Source organism: Bradyrhizobium sp., assembly GCF_049519115.1.
GTDB lineage: Bacteria > Pseudomonadota > Alphaproteobacteria > Rhizobiales > Xanthobacteraceae > Bradyrhizobium.
Map to the genome: position 1 here is coordinate 63,027 of NZ_JBEKRB010000030.1, position 16,011 is coordinate 79,037.

Here is a 16,011-nt window from a genome sequence, read left to right on the forward strand (position 1 = left end):
GTGCCGAAGGGCATACCTTCAAAAGATCAAGTCAGGTTACCATGAGTCTTGTCGATGCAGACTCTCCGGCCCGACACCGGGAGCGAGCCGACATGCGGCTCGTTCCCGGCGGTACGTTCCGCATGGGATCGGACAAGCATTATCCCGAAGAAGCGCCGGTTCATCGCGTCACGGTCGACGGGTTCTGGGTGGATTCTACGCCGGTGACGAACCGGCGATTTCGCGAATTCGTCGAGGCGACCGGCTACGTCACCTTTGCCGAGATCGCGCCGAAGCCTGAGGATTATCCCGGCGCGCTACCGCACATGTTGAAGGCGGGTTCGCTGGTGTTTGATCCGCCCGATCACCCGGTCGATCTCACGCATTTTTCGAACTGGTGGAGTTTCAAGTTCGGCGCCAACTGGCGCCGCCCTTGTGGCAAGGGCAGTTCGATCCGAGGTCTCGACGATCATCCTGTTGTGCACATTTCGTACCGGGATGCTGAAGCCTATGCCGCCTGGGCCGGCAAGCAGCTACCGACCGAAGCCGAGTGGGAATATGCGGCACGCGGCGGCCTCGATCAGGCGGAGTATGCGTGGGGCGATAAATTTACGTCGGGTGGCCGGCATATGGCCAATACCTGGCAGGGCGCATTTCCGCACGAGAATCTCGCCAGCGATGGATACGCGCGTACCTCGCCGGTCGATGCTTTTCCGCCGAACGATTTCGGTCTCTTCGATATGATCGGCAATGTCTGGGAGTGGACAGTCGATTGGTATTCAACCGGCCATACCGGCGACGCGCCGAAAGCGTGCTGCATTCCGGAAAATCCGCGCGGCGGCGTCGAGGTGGGCAGCTACGACCCGTGCCAGCCGCAGATCAGAATTCCCCGCAAGGTCGTCAAGGGCGGCTCGCATTTGTGCGCACCCAATTACTGCCGTCGCTACCGGCCGGCGGCGCGCCATCCGCAGCCGGTCGACACGTCCATGAGCCATGTCGGCTTCAGGTGCATCATCAGAGAGAGAAGAACGGACCATAACGAAAGAACCAAAAGTACCGGTACCTCGCGCGAGGGCGACCGCAAGTTCAGGCGTGAGCGCGCGGGGAACATGCAAGGGAGCAGAATGCGATGATCAAATCCAGCTATCTCACGACCGCTATCCTGACGCTCCCGCTCGTCTTCAGCGGCGCGGCAACCGCTCAGACGCCAGCGAAGAAGCCCAACATCGTGATGATCATGGCCGACGACGTCGGCATCTGGAACATCAGCGCCTATCATCGCGGCATGATGGGTGGAACTACGCCCAACATCGACCGCATCGCCAGGGAGGGCGCGCTCTTTACGGATTATTACGCCCAGCAGTCCTGCACGGCAGGTCGCGCCGCCTTTATCACCGGGCAAACGCCGTTCCGCACCGGACTGTTGAAAGTCGGCATGCCCGCCGCGAAGCAGGGCCTGCAAGACAAGGATCCGACCATCGCCGAACTGCTCAAGCCCTACGGCTACGCCACGGCGCAGATCGGCAAGAACCATCTGGGCGATCGCAACGAATTCCTCCCCACGGTGCACGGCTTCGACGAATTCTACGGCATTCTCTACCATCTCAACGCGATGGAAGAACCGTATGAGGCGGATTACCCGAAGGCGCCGCAATTCCTCGCCAGTTTCGGTCCGCGCAACATCGTGGAAACCAAAGCGACCGCAGTGGACGATCCGACGATCGATCCGCGCTGGGGCAAGGTCGGCAAGCAGACGATCGTCGATGGAGGCCCACTGCCGCCGCATCCGAACATGGACTCCAAAGCCAAGTTCAGCATGGAGGATGTCGACGACGAACTGGTGCGCCGGTCTGTCGATTTCATGGACCGTTCAGTCAAGGCCAACAAGCCGTTCTTCCTCTGGCACAACTCGACGCGCACCCATGTGTGGACCCACCTCTCTTCGAAATGGCAGAACAAGAGCGGCTACGGCCTCTATGCCGACGCCATGATGGAACTGGATGCCGAAGTCGGCTCGATCCTCAAGGAAATCGATGACCTCGGCATCGCCGATAACACCATCGTGGTCTTTACCAGCGATAACGGCGCCGAAACTTTCTCGTGGCCGGATGGCGGCAACTCACCGTTCCGCGGCGAAAAGGGCACGACCTATGAGGGCGGCTTCCGCGTACCGATGGTCATGAGGTGGCCCGGTACGATCAAGCCAGGCCGTATCGTCAACGACATCACCGCCGGCGAGGACTTCCTGCCAACCTTCCTGGCCGCCTGTGGCGACTCTGACATCACGGGAAAACTTCTCAACGGCCTGCAAGTCGGCGACAAGACTTTCAAGACCCACCTCGATGGCTACAACTTCGTGCCGTTCCTGAAAGGTGACGTCACCGAGGGACCGCGCAAGGAGTTCTTTTATTTCACCGACAATGGCGACCTCACCGCCCTGAGATACGGTGACTGGAAACTCAGCTTCAAGACCATCAAGGGCAATCTGTTCACCGGCACGCCGGAATCCACCAACGTTCCTCTCGTAACCAACCTGCGGCAGGATCCGTGGGAGCGTTATCAGGACGAGTCGATGATGTATGCCCGCTGGTGGGGCGACAAACTCTGGACGATGGTCCCCGGCGTCAACATCGTCGGTCGCTTTCTGGTGACGTTCAAGGAATATCCGCCAAGCCAGGTGGGCGGATCGCTGAGCATCGAGAGGGCGCTGCAAATGGTGCAGAATGGCGCCAGCGGCGGCGGCAAATAGAAAACGAAGTCGATGAATGATCTGTTGATTTCGTTCCTTGTCTTCGCGGTGATATTCGGCGGCGCCTTGCTCGGCGCCGCCGTTCGGCCGCTGCTGTCGGAAAGACATCTGCAGCCGGACTCGAAGGACGTCGTCAAAATGGCAACCGGCCTGATCGGTACACTGGCCGCACTTGTACTGGGTCTGTTGATCGCGTCCGCAAAGAGCTCGTTCGACCAGAAAACCAGCCAGGTCAGGCAGGTGACCGCCCAAATCATTCTTCTCGACGATTTGCTCGCGCAATACGGTCCGGAAACCATTCCCGTCCGAACCCGCCTCAGACAAAGCATTGAGCCACTGGCCAACGGTATCTGGCATGAGGCAGGGGCTCCGGCCGGCACGCCCGTACGTTTCGAGGCGAGCGCCCAGTCGTCGGCGTTAGAAAAAGAACTGGAAAGCCTGTCGCCGGCCAATGACGTACAGCGCTCGCTGCAATCGCGCGCCATTGCAGCCTTTACCGAAGGCGCACAGACCCGGCTGCTTCTGTTTACGCAGGCTGGCGGTTCAATCCCGACACCATTTCTGATCATCCTGGTTTTCTGGCTCGGCGCGATTTTCGTCAGCTTCACACTGTTCGCGCCAGCCAATCCGGTCGTGACGGCCTCGCTGTTGGTCTGCGCGCTGTCGTTTGCCGGGGCGATTTTCCTGGTTCTGGAACTGGACAGCCCCTTCACAGGGCTGATGGGAATTTCAAGCGCGACGCTGCGCAATGCGCTTCTGCCGCTGGGTTCGTGAGGCCAGGATTGCGCGTGCGGTTCTCGGCGCCGACTTTCGGCCGCTTCGGCAGCGTCAGCCATTCGTGACCGGCTGAATGGTCAATATTGCTCACTCCCGGGGGGCAATACGGACCTAAGCTGCGGACGCTTCGTTGATGTGTCGCCAAATATGATTTGCCCCTGGACGGGGCCTTTTGAACAGCAGGGTCCAACGATGACGAATAACTCAACTCAGGAATTCGAGCGCTTATTGGGCAAGGCGGCGCTTGCATTATGGTCCGACTTTCCCCGCCACGTGCAGGAGAACCTGTTCGAAGCGGCGGTCGCCAGGGACGACGTTATCATTCGAAATCGACTGGCTTCGTACTTGCACGACCATCATCCGAAAACAGCGCATCTCGCAAATCCGATGCAATCCCTCAGCGACTGATCCTGCTCGCGCCTGCAGACGCTTCAGAAATTGGCGGCAACGAGATCATACGAGCCCCTGCTTCCGCGAACATAGATCTTGGCCGCGGCGGCGCATATCAGATCGCGGTTGAGATCAAACGCGTTCAAACAGCTCAACTCATCGCCGCGCGAATTTGGCTGAATTCGCCTCAATGCGTCTTCGCTTATATAAAAGGACGCTTCTATTGCGCTATCGTGGCCCCAAAATCGAACGGCGCGCCGCGTTTGGTCGTATGACCGGCTGTGGTTTGGAAAATCAATCACGAGATTGATCCCGTCGTCGCCGGCCCACGGCGATTCTGACCGGGACGGGAATGAGCGAACCGTCGCGGTTGATTGCGGACTGCAACGTTCGTTGTGCCGCAACGGCGACTTCGCCACCCATCCGCCTGAACAACTTGATGCATTCGGCCCACCTCCGTTCAGCGCGACGACGGAAGCTCAAAGGAATTATCATACTCACTGGGTCAACCTCACTGACACGTTCTCAGGCGTAGATCATTGTTTCTACTACATAGGCAGTAATTTCGCTTTTGCGAGCGTTGGCGAACTACAATCGCAGCTTTGCATCACGGCCCGCTCTTTCCTGCCGCTCCAACCCACGCCGGCCGAATGGTCAATATTGCTCTCAAAGAAGCTGGCGTAACCGAGGACCTATCCTGGTGGGCGGCCTCTTTCACGCATGGGGCGGCTCGATCTGGTCCTTGGCTTCTTCCTCCAACAATTGCCTCTCTAGATCGGAGTGCCGGTCCCGGTGTCTCGTCAAGGCAAGGCCGGACTCGGCTATCCGCTGTCGATAACGCTCAAGCTTTTGTTCGTGGAGATAACGCTTCACCCTGGCATCCGAGGGGGTCGTCAGTAGAGCCAGCACCGACGGCGCCGATTCCGCGTGGCCTGTTTCGATAATCGTTTTGACGATAAAGCCGGGCTTTTCAATCGGCATGACACTGCCCTCAAATCTCAGGCGCCAAATCAGCTCGATCACAGACAGGCGTTTTCCCGGTTTTGCCGGGACCAGTACTGGCTTCTTTGGGGTGCGGTGGCTTTGTCCCGACGTTCTTCGACGCGACTGCCCCCGTTTGCGGTCTGAAGCGAGAAGCCCATTTCTGCTCGAAACGTCGTTCCAGGTGAACAGGAATCGCGCCCATTGGCCAAGCTCCGCGTTCATCGCCGCCCCGGTCCCAAGGCCCTAACACGCGCGATCGGTTAAAGGTCCGCCAGCGGACTACACAGCTTCGGCATCGCCCTCGAACGATGACAGGTGATCGTCCGGAAGAGCGCGCGCTTGGCTTTGGCCTTGCGCTCAAGCTTCAGGAACGAATGTCCCTGGATAAAGTTGGCTTTGCACGACCGGATGCGAATGCCCCCATAGCACCCGATGAATGATGGCCCCAGCTGCCCCCGCGCTGGGGCCGTTGTTTTGAAATGCCTTGGTCGTCCCCTCTTGCACCGTGGCTTCGCGGCTAAGCGATCCTCAAGCGCTGGAATAAAGCGACTTTCAGCAGGTCCAGGAGCAGGGAAAATAGGACCGCTGCGGCGAGAAGACCGGCCACGATGGCGACTGCCAGCGGACGCATCAGAACGCCTTTGAAGGCTAGAAGGCTGATGAGTGTCAGATCCACCGCGGAGGAGATAATGAGCCATTTGCCGGGCCACGAACTCCACAGGTGTTGCCGCTCGCGCGCAACATAGAAAACGGCCTGTCCGCTGAAGACCAATGTCACGACCGTGAACGTCTGCAACGTGCCGGTGTCGAGGTTAAGCAGGAATCGTCCGGTTGAGAAGCACGCGACACAGAACATCAGATCGAATATTCCCATGATGACGCCCGCTGTGGTCAGAGAGCCGATTTTCCAGACACTTGGCGTTGGAGATGGCCGAACATTATCGGTGGAAGACGACATGGCCAGGAAGTCGCCCGTGACCATCATGAGCACCATCAGCATGGGTGTCAGAATGGCCTGCCCTGTCATGATCAAACCAGCGGCCAGGAAGAGCACTTGAACAACCTTATGGACGATCGACCTCAACGTATAGGTCAGGATGCGCTGGAAGGTCGTGCGTCCTTCCTTGACCGAGGCGACAATGCCTCCAAGGCCGGGCTCGGTCAGCACAATGCCTGCGGCCGATTTGGCAACGTCGGTCGCCGTGGAAACCGCGATACCCATCTGCGCTTGTCGCAAGGCGGGCGCATCGTTGGCGCCGTCGCCACACATGCCGACGATATGCCCCGCCTTCTGAAGCGCTTTGACAAGCTGATACTTGTCTTCCGGAAGCACGCCGGCGAAAACCGAAAAGCGATCGGCCTGAATACCCGGAGGTAGCGGCGACGTCGCCCACACAGGCCCGGAGATGCCGACGACACCCGCCACCACCTTCGCGGTCACAGGAGCGTCGCCTGTTACCATGATGGTGCGAACTCCCAGGCTTGTTAGTTCGGCGATCATTGCAGCGGAGTCCTCGCGGGGCGGATCGCTGAGCGCAATTACGCCGGCCATTTGCAGCTTTTCCCCGGCGCCAGATGCGACCGCCAGGACACGATATCCCTTGGCTTGCAGTTCGTGGACGACGGTCGAACAGGCAGGCGAAGGGTATGACAGTCCCTGTACGACGGCGAAAGCGCCCTTCACGACGCGAGCGACGGCGCCGTTCGCCTCGCGAACGGTCGCTTCGGAGCGTTTCAGTGCGGGGTCGAAAGGGATAAATCGGACAAGTTCGAGCTTATCCGTCGCTGGTTGTCGAGCGGCGGCGGCGCGAACAGCGGCGTCGACCGGATCTTGGCCGCCATCGGAACTCGCCAGCGACGCGAGCGCCAGAACCTGCCTGTCGTCAAACTGCGGCAGCGCATGGACCGACATCACGGCAAGCTCGTTGCGTGTCAGCGTTCCGGTCTTGTCCGAACAGAGAATATCGATGCCACCCGCCTCATCGACGGCAGACAGGCTGGTCGGCAGGACGCCCTTGCGTGCCAGAGCGCGGGCGCCGACCGCCGCTGCGAGCGTGAACATCGACGGTAACGCGACGGGAATCGAAGACAGCACCGCCACGAGGACGAGCGGAATAATGTCTCCGCGTGGCATGGGCAGCCACAGCGCGTAGGTCGTCAGCAGGACAGTCACGGCGCCGTTGAACAGCGCCAGATTGCGCACGACCCGCAGAATGGCCTTCTGCTCCGAGCTTTCAACCTTCGCGCTTTGAACGAGTTCAGCCGTCCGTCCGAATTTGGTTCGTGTCCCCGTCGCAATGACTTCTCCGACGGCTTCCCCGCGCCGTATCAAAGCGCCCGCAAAGGCCTCCGCGCCCGCCCCGGCCTCGACGGGCAGGGACTCGCCCGTGAGCATGGACTGATCGACCAGGATCGATCCATCGAGGACGCGCACGTCCGCAGCGACGATGGAGCCGAGCGACAGCTTAACCAGATCACCCGCCACCAGCGTGGCCGCAGGAACCGTGGTCCAACTCCCGTCCCGTTGCACGGCTGCGACGAGCGCGAGCCGTGATTTGAGAGCGTCGAGCGTGGCCTGCGCCCTACTTTCCTGAAAGAAGCCGATCGCCGCATTTGCGACCAGAAGGAAGGCCACGACGCCGGCCTCCACGTAATCGCCAAGAAATAGCTGAAGAAGAATGGCGGCTTCGAGCATCCAGGGAACTGGCGCCCACAGTTTCCCAAATGCGCGACGCACGGGATGCTGCGACACATCCGCAATCGCGTTCGAGCCCAATTTCGCCAGCCGGTCTCGGGCTTCCGCGCTGCTCAGGCCACGCCTCGTAAAGACATTGGTCGCAACGGCCGGCTCTAAATGCGCGCTACCTTCCGGGGTAGGCTTGACGACGAGAGGCATGGCGTGGGGCTGCTCCGACGCGAGCCTTAGGAAATCGCATCAGACGGCAAGCGCGTCAACCTGACGCCGAGCGATCGCGAAAGCATCCCTGATCGCGACTTCGACGTGTTCGTGCCGCGCGTCGTCAACATGCGACTGGTTGACGACTATATTTTCGTGCGGCGGAAGCGTAAGCCAAATGTGGACCTGGAATCCAGTGCCATGGCGATGCTTAACGCTTGGCGCGATAACGGATACGCGACATCCCGTGATGCGTTGATTGTGAGTTTCCAGCCGTTCGATCTCTTTCAGTATCGCCGCGCGCGCCGCTGGCGATGACTCGGAGCCTTCGAAGGTGATCTCTGGTGCTATTTGCATTATATTCCTGTTGTCTCCGCCACGATCTGGAATGCCAATCCGCTTCCGGCAGAATGGTTGCAAGCATGTTCCGACAGGTATTTCGAAGCTGAGCAATATTGACCACTCTTCCGGGTTTCTAGCCGTCAAGATCAGGCGATCCCCGATCTACCTCGGCAGCTTTCCGTCACAAAGAGTTCAGTAATGCTCCTTATAGAAAGAAACCGGACCGACGAAATATCGCCGTACGTCTAGTGGAGTGGATTTGACATTCGCTACCCCGTAGCCGAGCGTTCGCATGCGAATGTCAAATCCAAAACTCCGCTAGAAACCAATATTTGCTAGTGGTCCTTTGATTCTAACATTTGCAAAAGTGCCTGCCTCAACAGGATGCAAATGTTAGAATCGGACCACTGATCTCGTGCGAATGTAATCTGAACCGCCCTCGGCTCGCGTTAAACTGCGGAACAATATGTCATTGGAGCGCTTGGATCGTGCAGCGAGCTTGCTAACCCCTCAGTTGGGCCCCTGCTTGATTCAGGCAGGACTTGGGTGCTCCAGCCAATAAGGTCCCATGTAGTGAAGAACAACTCAACCTACGAGTTCGAGCGCTTAGTGGGCAGGGCCGCGCTTGCGCTGTGGCCCGATTTGCCTCGGGATATGCAGGAGAGCTTGTTCGAGACGGCCGTGGCTGGCGACGATATCATTCGCAATCACCTGGCGTCTTACCTGCATGACCACCATCCAAGAACGACGCATCCGACCAGGCCGACACGGCTTGCTTAAATATTGGGTCAGGTTGCTCCACATCAAACGGTCTGCGCTCTTCCAGAAACATAAGGAGCCAAAAGCCGAGCAAAATTGACCAGCGGCCGGAACACCCCGGAATGTTTGGAGTCGACCATGTCCAATCCCTTATCGCCCGATCTGCTCAACAAGATGCACGCCTATTGGCGCGCGGCGAACTATCTTTCAGTTGGGCAAATCTATCTGCAGGATAACCCGCTGCTCGAAACGCCGCTGACGCTGGAGCACATCAAGCCTCGCCTGCTCGGTCATTGGGGAACCACGACGGGACTGAACTTCCTCTATGTGCACCTCAACCGGCTGATCAAGCACAACGATCTGAACATGATCTATGTCATTGGCCCCGGCCATGGCGGTCCCGGCATCGTGGCCCACAGCTATCTCGAAGGCTCCTACACCGAGCATTATCCGGCGATCGAGCGGAGCCGGAATGGATTGGAGCGGCTCTTCCGCCAGTTTTCCTGGCCCTACGGCATTCCAAGCCATGTCGCACCGGAAACGCCCGGTTCAATTCATGAAGGCGGCGAACTCGGCTATTCTCTGGCCCATGCCTATGGCGCCGCCTTCGATAACCCGGATCTGATTGTCAGTTGCATCATTGGCGACGGAGAAGCCGAAACCGGTGCGCTCGCCACCAGTTGGCATTCCAACAAGTTCCTCAATCCCGCGCGCGATGGCGCCGTGCTTCCGATCCTTCATCTCAATGGCTTCAAGATCGCCAATCCGACGGTGCTGGCGCGGATCAGCCGGCAGGAACTGACGGAGTTGCTCCGCGGCTACGGCTACGATCCGCATTTCGTCGAGGGTGACGATCCCGCGCTGGTGCATCAAAGCCTTGCCGCGACGCTGGACAACGTTCTTGCGCGGATCCGCCAGATACAAAGTGCCGCGCGGTCCGCTGGCACAAACGACCCGGTGGAACGGCCGCGCTGGCCGATGATTGTGTTTCAAACGCCCAAGGGCTGGACCGGACCGAAATTTGTCGACGGGTTGCCTGTCGAGGGAACGTGGCGGGCGCATCAGGTTCCGATCGCGGACTTCAAGAATCCCGAGCACCTCAAGCAGCTCGAAGCCTGGATGAAGAGCTATCGGCCGCACGAATTGTTCGACGAGCACGGAAAATTTCGCGAAGAATTTGCGGCGCTGGCACCCACCGGCCGGCGTCGCATGGGCTCCAATCCGCACGCCAATGGCGGCGAATTGCTGCAACCGCTGTCGATGCCGCACTTCCGCGATTACGCCGTTGCGGTATCCCTGCCGGGCGAGAGCCGCGCGGAATCGACGCGGGTGTTAGGCACATTTCTGCGCGATGTCATGAAGCTCAATCTCGGCAAGCAGAACTTTCGGCTGTTCGGCCCCGACGAAACCGCCTCCAACAGGCTGGAGGCCGTGTATGAGGTTTCCGGCAAGGAATGGATGGCCGAGGTCGAGGCGGTCGATATCGATCTCAGCGTCAACGGTCGCGTCATGGAAATGCTCAGCGAGCACATGTGCGAGGGCTGGCTCGAGGGCTATCTGCTGACCGGACGCCACGGCCTGTTCTCATGCTACGAGGCGTTCATTCACATCATCGACTCCATGTTCAACCAGCATGCCAAGTGGCTGAAGGTCAGCAAGGAGATTCCGTGGCGTAAGCCGATCGCCTCGCTGAACTACCTGCTGACGTCGCATGTCTGGCGACAGGACCACAACGGCTTCTCGCATCAGGACCCGGGCTTCATCGACCATGTCGCCAACAAGAAGGCCGACGTGGTGCGCATCTATCTGCCGCCCGATGCCAACTGCCTGCTGTCGGTCACCGATCACTGCCTGCGCAGTCGCAACTACATCAACCTCATCGTCGCCGGCAAACAGCCGGAGTGGCAGTGGCTCGATATCGATTCAGCCACGCGCCATTGCGTCGCGGGCGCCGGCATCTGGCAATGGGCCAGCAACGGTTCTGACGATCCCGACGTGGTGATGGCCTGTGCCGGCGATGTGCCGACGCTGGAAACGATGGCTGCGGTATCGCTGTTGCGGCAATACGTCCCCGATATCCGGATACGCGTCGTCAACGTGGTCGATCTGATGGTGCTTCAGCCGCAGTCGGAGCATCCCCACGGCCTGGAGGATCAGGATTTCGACGAGCTGTTCACGACCGACAAACCCGTGATCTTCGCCTTCCATGGCTACCCCTCGGTGATTCACAAATTGACCTACCGGCGGCACAACCATGACAATATCCACGTCCGCGGTTACCGCGACGAGGGTACCACGACCACGCCGTTCGACATGGTCGTCTTGAACAATCTCGATCGTTTTCAACTGGCACTCGACGCTATCAAGCGTATTCCGCGGCTGAGCGATCAGGTCGAGAGGGCGACGGCGCGGTACTGGACCGATATGGAACGCCACAAGCTCTACATCAGCGAGCATGGCGACGACCTGCCGGAGGTCCGCGACTGGCGCTGGGCGGTCTGAGCGAGATGCTTGCCCCAACACATATCGCCTCCGAGTTGGTTGTGCTGGCGTTGAACAGCGGCTCTTCCTCGCTCAAGTTCGGCCTGTATCGCGTCGGACCGATGAAAGCCGAGTTGCTGTTGACCGGTGAGGCCGAAGCGATCGGTGAGCAAGGTAGTCAGTTTCACGCACAGAATTTGCGCAATCAGGCCCGACTGGTCGAGACGTCGCCCATTCCCACCCAAAGGGAAGCCATTGCCCGCATCGGGAAATTTCTCGACGACAGCGGCGCCCCTGCCCCCGTCGCGATCGGCCACCGTGTCGTTCATGGCGGACCGAAGCTGCGGCAGCATTGCCTGATCGACGGACAGGTCATGCAACAATTGGACGCCGCATCGGCCTTTGCGCCGCTGCATACGCCTGTGGCCTTGTCGGTGATGCGTTTTGCCCGGAAGCACTTTCCGGCGTTGCCGCAGATCGCATGTTTCGACACGACATTCCATATCGATTTGCCGGATATTGCCCGGGTGCTTCCGATCCCCAGGGAATGGCAAGCTGAGGGTATTCAGCGCTACGGCTTTCACGGCCTCTCCTGCGAATCCATCCTGCATCAACTTGGCGACGACACGCCGGCGCGATTGATCATTGCCCATCTCGGCAACGGCGCCAGCGTCACGGCGATCAGGGACGGCAAGTCGATCGACACCAGTATGGGAATGACCCCATCGGGCGGCCTCGTGATGGGCACGCGCAGCGGCGAGATTGACCCTGGCGTCTTGATTTACCTAATGCGGGAGAAGAAGCTAAATGCGGCCATGCTCGAAGACGTGATCGACCATCGTTCCGGGTTGCTCGGAATTTCAGGCATCAGCAGCGATATGCGGCGCTTGCATGAAGCAGCATCAACCAGCGTCGATGCCCGATTGGCGATCGATATGTTCTGCTATTCCGTTCGCAAACAAATCGCCACGATGATCGCCGTGCTCGGCGGGGCGGATCTCATCGTCTTTACCGGCGGTATTGGAGAAAACGACGATCAGGTGCGCGGTGCTATTTGCGGCGGGCTCGATTGGGCCGGCGTCTTCATTGACGATAAGCACGACAATCTTTCCAGGCCGCGGTGCCAGGTACAAGTTCTTCCCTCGCAAGAAGACGAGCAGATCGCTCGTCATACCTGCGCGCTTGCTTTGCGCGGTGTGTAGTCACGGGCGCGTCTCATCTTTCATGCGGCCGATCGAGAACGAGGGTGACGTTATAGACGCCGAGATCCGCCGGATTGGTTTTGACGTCGAAGCCCAGTTCGCGGCACATCTTCAACATCACCGAATTCTCCCGGAGAATCTCGCCGGTTATTTGCGCCAGGCCTTCGGATTTTCCATATTCGATGATCATTTGCATCAGCGCCCAACCCAATCCCCGGCCTTTCAGATCCGATCTCAGCAGGATCGCATACTCGCCGCTATTACCCGTCGGACCGCGGTGAAGGCGGACAACGCCCAGGATATCGCTGCTGGCTTCGTCGAACGCCGCAAACGCCATCGCGCGCGCGTAATCGAGTTGGGTCAGCCGGGCAAGGAACGGATGGCTGAATTCCTTAATCGAATCGAAGAAGCGAAGCCGCAGATCTTCCTTGCTGACGTGCAGCAACAGATCAAGGATCAGCGGCTCGTCGTCGCCGCGAACCGGCCGGACGAAAACCTTCCAGCCGTCGCCAAGGACGAGATGCCTTTCCCATTGTGATGGATAGGGCCGGGTTTCTGCTTCGGCCAAGGCGGGAGCCTCCAATGGTCGGCTCGATTTGACCACGCCGAACGTCCGACCCCTAGGGTTGCATCCGATCGGCCGCCTTCAGGTATACTCTCGCATAAGCAACGAGTTGCGGATCGCTCGGGTGGTCGACCGTCTCGATTCCGGCGATGATTTTAGCCAGGGCGGGTTCGTGCAGGCGAATGTGATCGACGAATTCGGTTTTTGCATTTGCAGGTCCGGTAACGAGGACGGCGCCGGCGTCTGCAACCGATTCGGCTACGGCCTGAAGATAGTCGTGATCCGGGGAAGCGTGGCCGCTGCCGACCGAGTTTGCCTTGTGATGAATGTGCTTGGTCGGATGGTCGGGATGCAGGACCAGTCGTTCGACATCCGTCGAATTGAAATGAAACACGCGGGCTTCACGATGATCAATCCAGATGACGGCATGATAGTGAGGCTTGCTCATAGACATGTCCTTTATGACGTCACCCCGCCACAGACCGTACGGTCTGCGCGACGTTCGATTCGCGCAATCGGCGCGAAATGATTGAGTGCCCATGCGCTGTTTATCCCAAGCCCTGCTCGGGGAGCAATGTCGTGGCGGCGGTGCGGACGTTTGCGAACAGTACAAGATGGGAGGTCGGGCTGCCAAGATCAAACGGATTCGTTGGCATAACTGAGCATCGTTTCGATCGCGTATTCCCAGGTGTCGTCGGTCGCGGCGCCCTGCGATTGCAGCTGGTTGACCAGTGTCCTCAGAGCGCCTGACGCATCCGCAAGCCGGGCTGTCTCGGGAAGGACGGTCGGCATGGAGTCCGCGAAGTCACGAAGCTTGGCCGTTGCCTCCGCAGCAGGAAGGCCGCGCGCCCCGTGGAGCGTTTCCAGGGCCGCCACCGCCAGCTGGTTTTGGCTAGTGCTCATGGATCGGTGCCTATCGGTCTGCGATCTCCAAGAAACAAGTCACGAACAGCAGCTACGTTCCCGAAGTGCAGCGGTTTGACTATATGAACCCCAGTGTCCTGGCTTGAATCCGGCAGCCTTCGGATCGGTCAGCAGTTTGCATGGTCGCCTCCAGAGTGGGTGTTTTGCACGACCTCACCCTGCCAGAGTGCCGGTCGCTATCCACTCCCCATGGGATCTAATTTGATATGGGCAGCGGCCTGTTTCGATTTTGCTCAATTTGAACCGGACAGGAGACCAATTCGCGCACCAATCGTTAATTTCTTTTTGAAAGTGAGCAAAACAGAACACCAGCCCGATGTTGCTATGCGCCATGATCGCTCCATCACCGCCCTGTAACGGCTTCCATCGGTGACTGAGAGTGTTGTGCTCTCGCCTCAGCCAAGGCGAGCAACGTGTCGTTCGATTTCCGTCCGCTATGTCCGATCTGCCGATCAGCAACGATACTGGCGCGGGTTACGTCCGGCCGCTTGGGCTTCCATATCCGCACCTTTGAGTGCCCAGAGTGCCGCGACATTCATCAGATTGTCGCCGATCTGGCTGACCCTATGAAATCCCGCAGAACGCAGGGCTGGCTGCGGGGCGAATTGCGAGCGCCAACGTAGCCCGCAGTTCGCCGAAAAGGCGGCCCCCTCACTGGCCCTCCCTCAATTTGGACCGCGGCTGACGGACGCTGCGTTGTGCGGCATGGCGCAAAGAACGTTGTCCTCAGATGTTTAGCGTCGTGGCCGTGGTGCTCTTTTGCGCCGGCTTCGCGGCCGGTTACGGAATCAGAGCGCGCATTTCCCGCCGCAGGCGAACCCGGCGCATCGTCTTGCCGCACGCGGTTCATTTTCCCAGAAGCGAAGACCCCACAAATACCGAGTAGAGGCGGAGTCGAGGATATTGGCCGGTTCCGAGGCCCGTGGTCTCGCTCGAATTTATCAGTGGCCAGTTTATTTTGTGCGCACTGGGGAACTTCCGAGTGGGCTAATTCGCCGCGCTTGCGGCCGCCGAAGCAACGCGTGTCATGGAGGACATGCAGGGAGCACATGCAGCTCAGCTGGTGAAGCTTCGCGACGAATGAGTAAGCAGTGCTGCTTGTCCGGCTAAGACGCCTCCACCACCCCCGCCAGATGGTCCAGTATATGTCCCCAGCCCTTGGTATGGCCTACATGCATTTCCGGCGTCGGCAGACGCTCGTGGGTCAGCACCAGGTCGGTTTCATCGCCGCGCGGATTGAGTTCCAGGGTGACCAACGTATTCACATGGTTCGTCAGCGGGCCCATCCACGTGAATATCAGCTTGCGCGGCCGGTCGATCTGCACATAGGTGCCGGTAACTTCGCGCTTTGATTCCTGCGATGACATCACGAGGCTGTAGCTTCCGCCAGGGCGGAAATCACAGCTCGCCTTGCAATCGACCGCGCCGGGAAAAGGGCTCATCCACCGAGCCATCAAATCGGGTTGGGTCCACAGCTCGAAGATCTCCTCTGCCGTGGCTTTCACGCGCCGGCGTAGCTGCACGATCGGGCCGGTCGCGTCACCGCCGGTCATGCTTGCGATCCTTTGGCGCCGACTTGTGGTCCTTCTTGAGCTCGCGCAGCAGGTGCTCCATGGCGTCCAGCCGCTTCTCCCAGTAGCTGCGCGTCCGGCCGATCCAGCCATCGACCGCATCCAGCGAATGGGTATTGATCGAGAGAATGTGGTCGCGCCCTTTCCTCTGCCGCTCGACCACGCCGCTCGCTTCCAGCACGCGGATGTGTTTCGACACCGCGTTCAAAGACATATGGAAGGGTTCTGCGACCTCGGTCACGCGCGCCTCGCCGCGCGAAAGCCGTTCGATAATCGCCCGCCGGGTCGGATCGGCCAACGCGGCGAATACCGCGTCGAGGCGCTCGGTGCGCGAACCGGCTTCCTTCCGTGCTTCGGTCTCAATCATGACAATTTTATTTATCCGCTCGATT

At 59.4% G+C, this 16,011-nt stretch carries 14 protein-coding genes and 1 pseudogene; 6 read left to right on the forward strand and 9 right to left on the reverse strand.

The features are described 5' to 3' along the window. Positions 1-41 precede the first annotated feature (41 nt). The 4 genes from ABSE61_RS21560 to ABSE61_RS21575 all read left to right on the forward strand — a co-directional run bounded on the left by ABSE61_RS21560 (position 42) and on the right by ABSE61_RS21575 (position 3,913). The gene (locus ABSE61_RS21560) at positions 42-1,112 is read left to right on the forward strand and encodes a formylglycine-generating enzyme family protein (protein WP_423873160.1); all 1,071 of its coding nucleotides are present in this window, start codon (positions 42-44) and stop codon (positions 1,110-1,112) included. Then, complete coding sequence (locus ABSE61_RS21565) at positions 1,109-2,728, forward strand: arylsulfatase (RefSeq protein ID WP_423873161.1); 1,620 nt, start codon at positions 1,109-1,111, stop codon at positions 2,726-2,728. Before ABSE61_RS21560 ends, ABSE61_RS21565 begins: the two co-directional genes overlap by 4 nt. Before the next feature lie 12 nt (positions 2,729-2,740). Next, positions 2,741-3,502 carry a bestrophin-like domain gene (locus tag ABSE61_RS21570; protein ID WP_423873162.1) on the forward strand — a complete coding sequence of 254 codons (762 nt, stop codon included), beginning with the start codon at positions 2,741-2,743 and terminating at the stop codon, positions 3,500-3,502. A 195-nt stretch (positions 3,503-3,697) separates the two neighbouring features. Then, on the forward strand, positions 3,698-3,913 hold the full coding sequence (locus ABSE61_RS21575; RefSeq protein WP_423873163.1) for a hypothetical protein: 216 nt from the start codon (positions 3,698-3,700) through the stop codon (positions 3,911-3,913). Between the two features lie 23 nt (positions 3,914-3,936). On the opposite strand, the gene ABSE61_RS21580 is transcribed toward ABSE61_RS21575, so the two are convergent. From ABSE61_RS21580 to ABSE61_RS21595, 4 genes are all read right to left on the reverse strand, one after another. Then, a complete protein-coding gene (locus ABSE61_RS21580; RefSeq protein WP_423873164.1) occupies positions 3,937-4,314 on the reverse strand; it encodes a DUF1488 family protein in 378 nt (125 codons plus the stop codon). Between the two features lie 295 nt (positions 4,315-4,609). Continuing rightward, the gene (locus tag ABSE61_RS21585; protein ID WP_423873165.1) at positions 4,610-5,101 is read right to left on the reverse strand and encodes a hypothetical protein; all 492 of its coding nucleotides are present in this window, start codon (positions 5,099-5,101) and stop codon (positions 4,610-4,612) included. A gap of 295 nt (positions 5,102-5,396) precedes the next feature. Next, positions 5,397-7,775, reverse strand: a complete 2,379-nt coding sequence (locus ABSE61_RS21590) for an HAD-IC family P-type ATPase (RefSeq protein ID WP_423873166.1) — start codon at positions 7,773-7,775, stop codon at positions 5,397-5,399. 39 nt (positions 7,776-7,814) lie between these two features. After that, positions 7,815-8,132: an HPF/RaiA family ribosome-associated protein gene (locus ABSE61_RS21595; RefSeq protein WP_423873167.1), complete on the reverse strand. Its 318-nt coding sequence runs from the start codon at positions 8,130-8,132 to the stop codon at positions 7,815-7,817. Between the two features lie 882 nt (positions 8,133-9,014). Here ABSE61_RS21595 and ABSE61_RS21600 point away from each other — a divergent pair. Then, positions 9,015-11,378, forward strand: coding sequence for a phosphoketolase family protein (locus ABSE61_RS21600; protein ID WP_423873168.1), 2,364 nt, complete (start codon positions 9,015-9,017; stop codon positions 11,376-11,378). Between the two features lie 5 nt (positions 11,379-11,383). Next, positions 11,384-12,559 carry an acetate/propionate family kinase gene (locus tag ABSE61_RS21605; protein WP_423873169.1) on the forward strand — a complete coding sequence of 392 codons (1,176 nt, stop codon included), beginning with the start codon at positions 11,384-11,386 and terminating at the stop codon, positions 12,557-12,559. 13 nt (positions 12,560-12,572) lie between these two features. On the opposite strand, the pseudogene ABSE61_RS21610 reads toward ABSE61_RS21605, so the two are convergent. The 5 genes and pseudogenes from ABSE61_RS21610 to ABSE61_RS21630 all read right to left on the reverse strand — a co-directional run. After that, positions 12,573-13,109 (reverse strand): annotated as a pseudogene (locus ABSE61_RS21610) (GNAT family N-acetyltransferase); the annotation flags it as partial. Positions 13,110-13,179: 70 nt separating this feature from the next. Next, entirely contained in the window at positions 13,180-13,572 is a 393-nt protein-coding gene (locus ABSE61_RS21615) for a translational machinery protein (RefSeq protein WP_423873170.1), read from the reverse strand. Between the two features lie 188 nt (positions 13,573-13,760). Beyond that, entirely contained in the window at positions 13,761-14,027 is a 267-nt protein-coding gene (locus ABSE61_RS21620) for a hypothetical protein (RefSeq protein WP_423873171.1), read from the reverse strand. A gap of 1,127 nt (positions 14,028-15,154) precedes the next feature. Continuing rightward, the gene (locus tag ABSE61_RS21625; protein WP_423873172.1) at positions 15,155-15,601 is read right to left on the reverse strand and encodes an SRPBCC family protein; all 447 of its coding nucleotides are present in this window, start codon (positions 15,599-15,601) and stop codon (positions 15,155-15,157) included. Continuing rightward, positions 15,588-15,986, reverse strand: coding sequence for an ArsR/SmtB family transcription factor (locus ABSE61_RS21630; protein ID WP_423873173.1), 399 nt, complete (start codon positions 15,984-15,986; stop codon positions 15,588-15,590). The genes ABSE61_RS21625 and ABSE61_RS21630 overlap by 14 nt, the downstream gene beginning before the upstream one ends. Between the last annotated feature and the right edge of the window lie 25 nt (positions 15,987-16,011).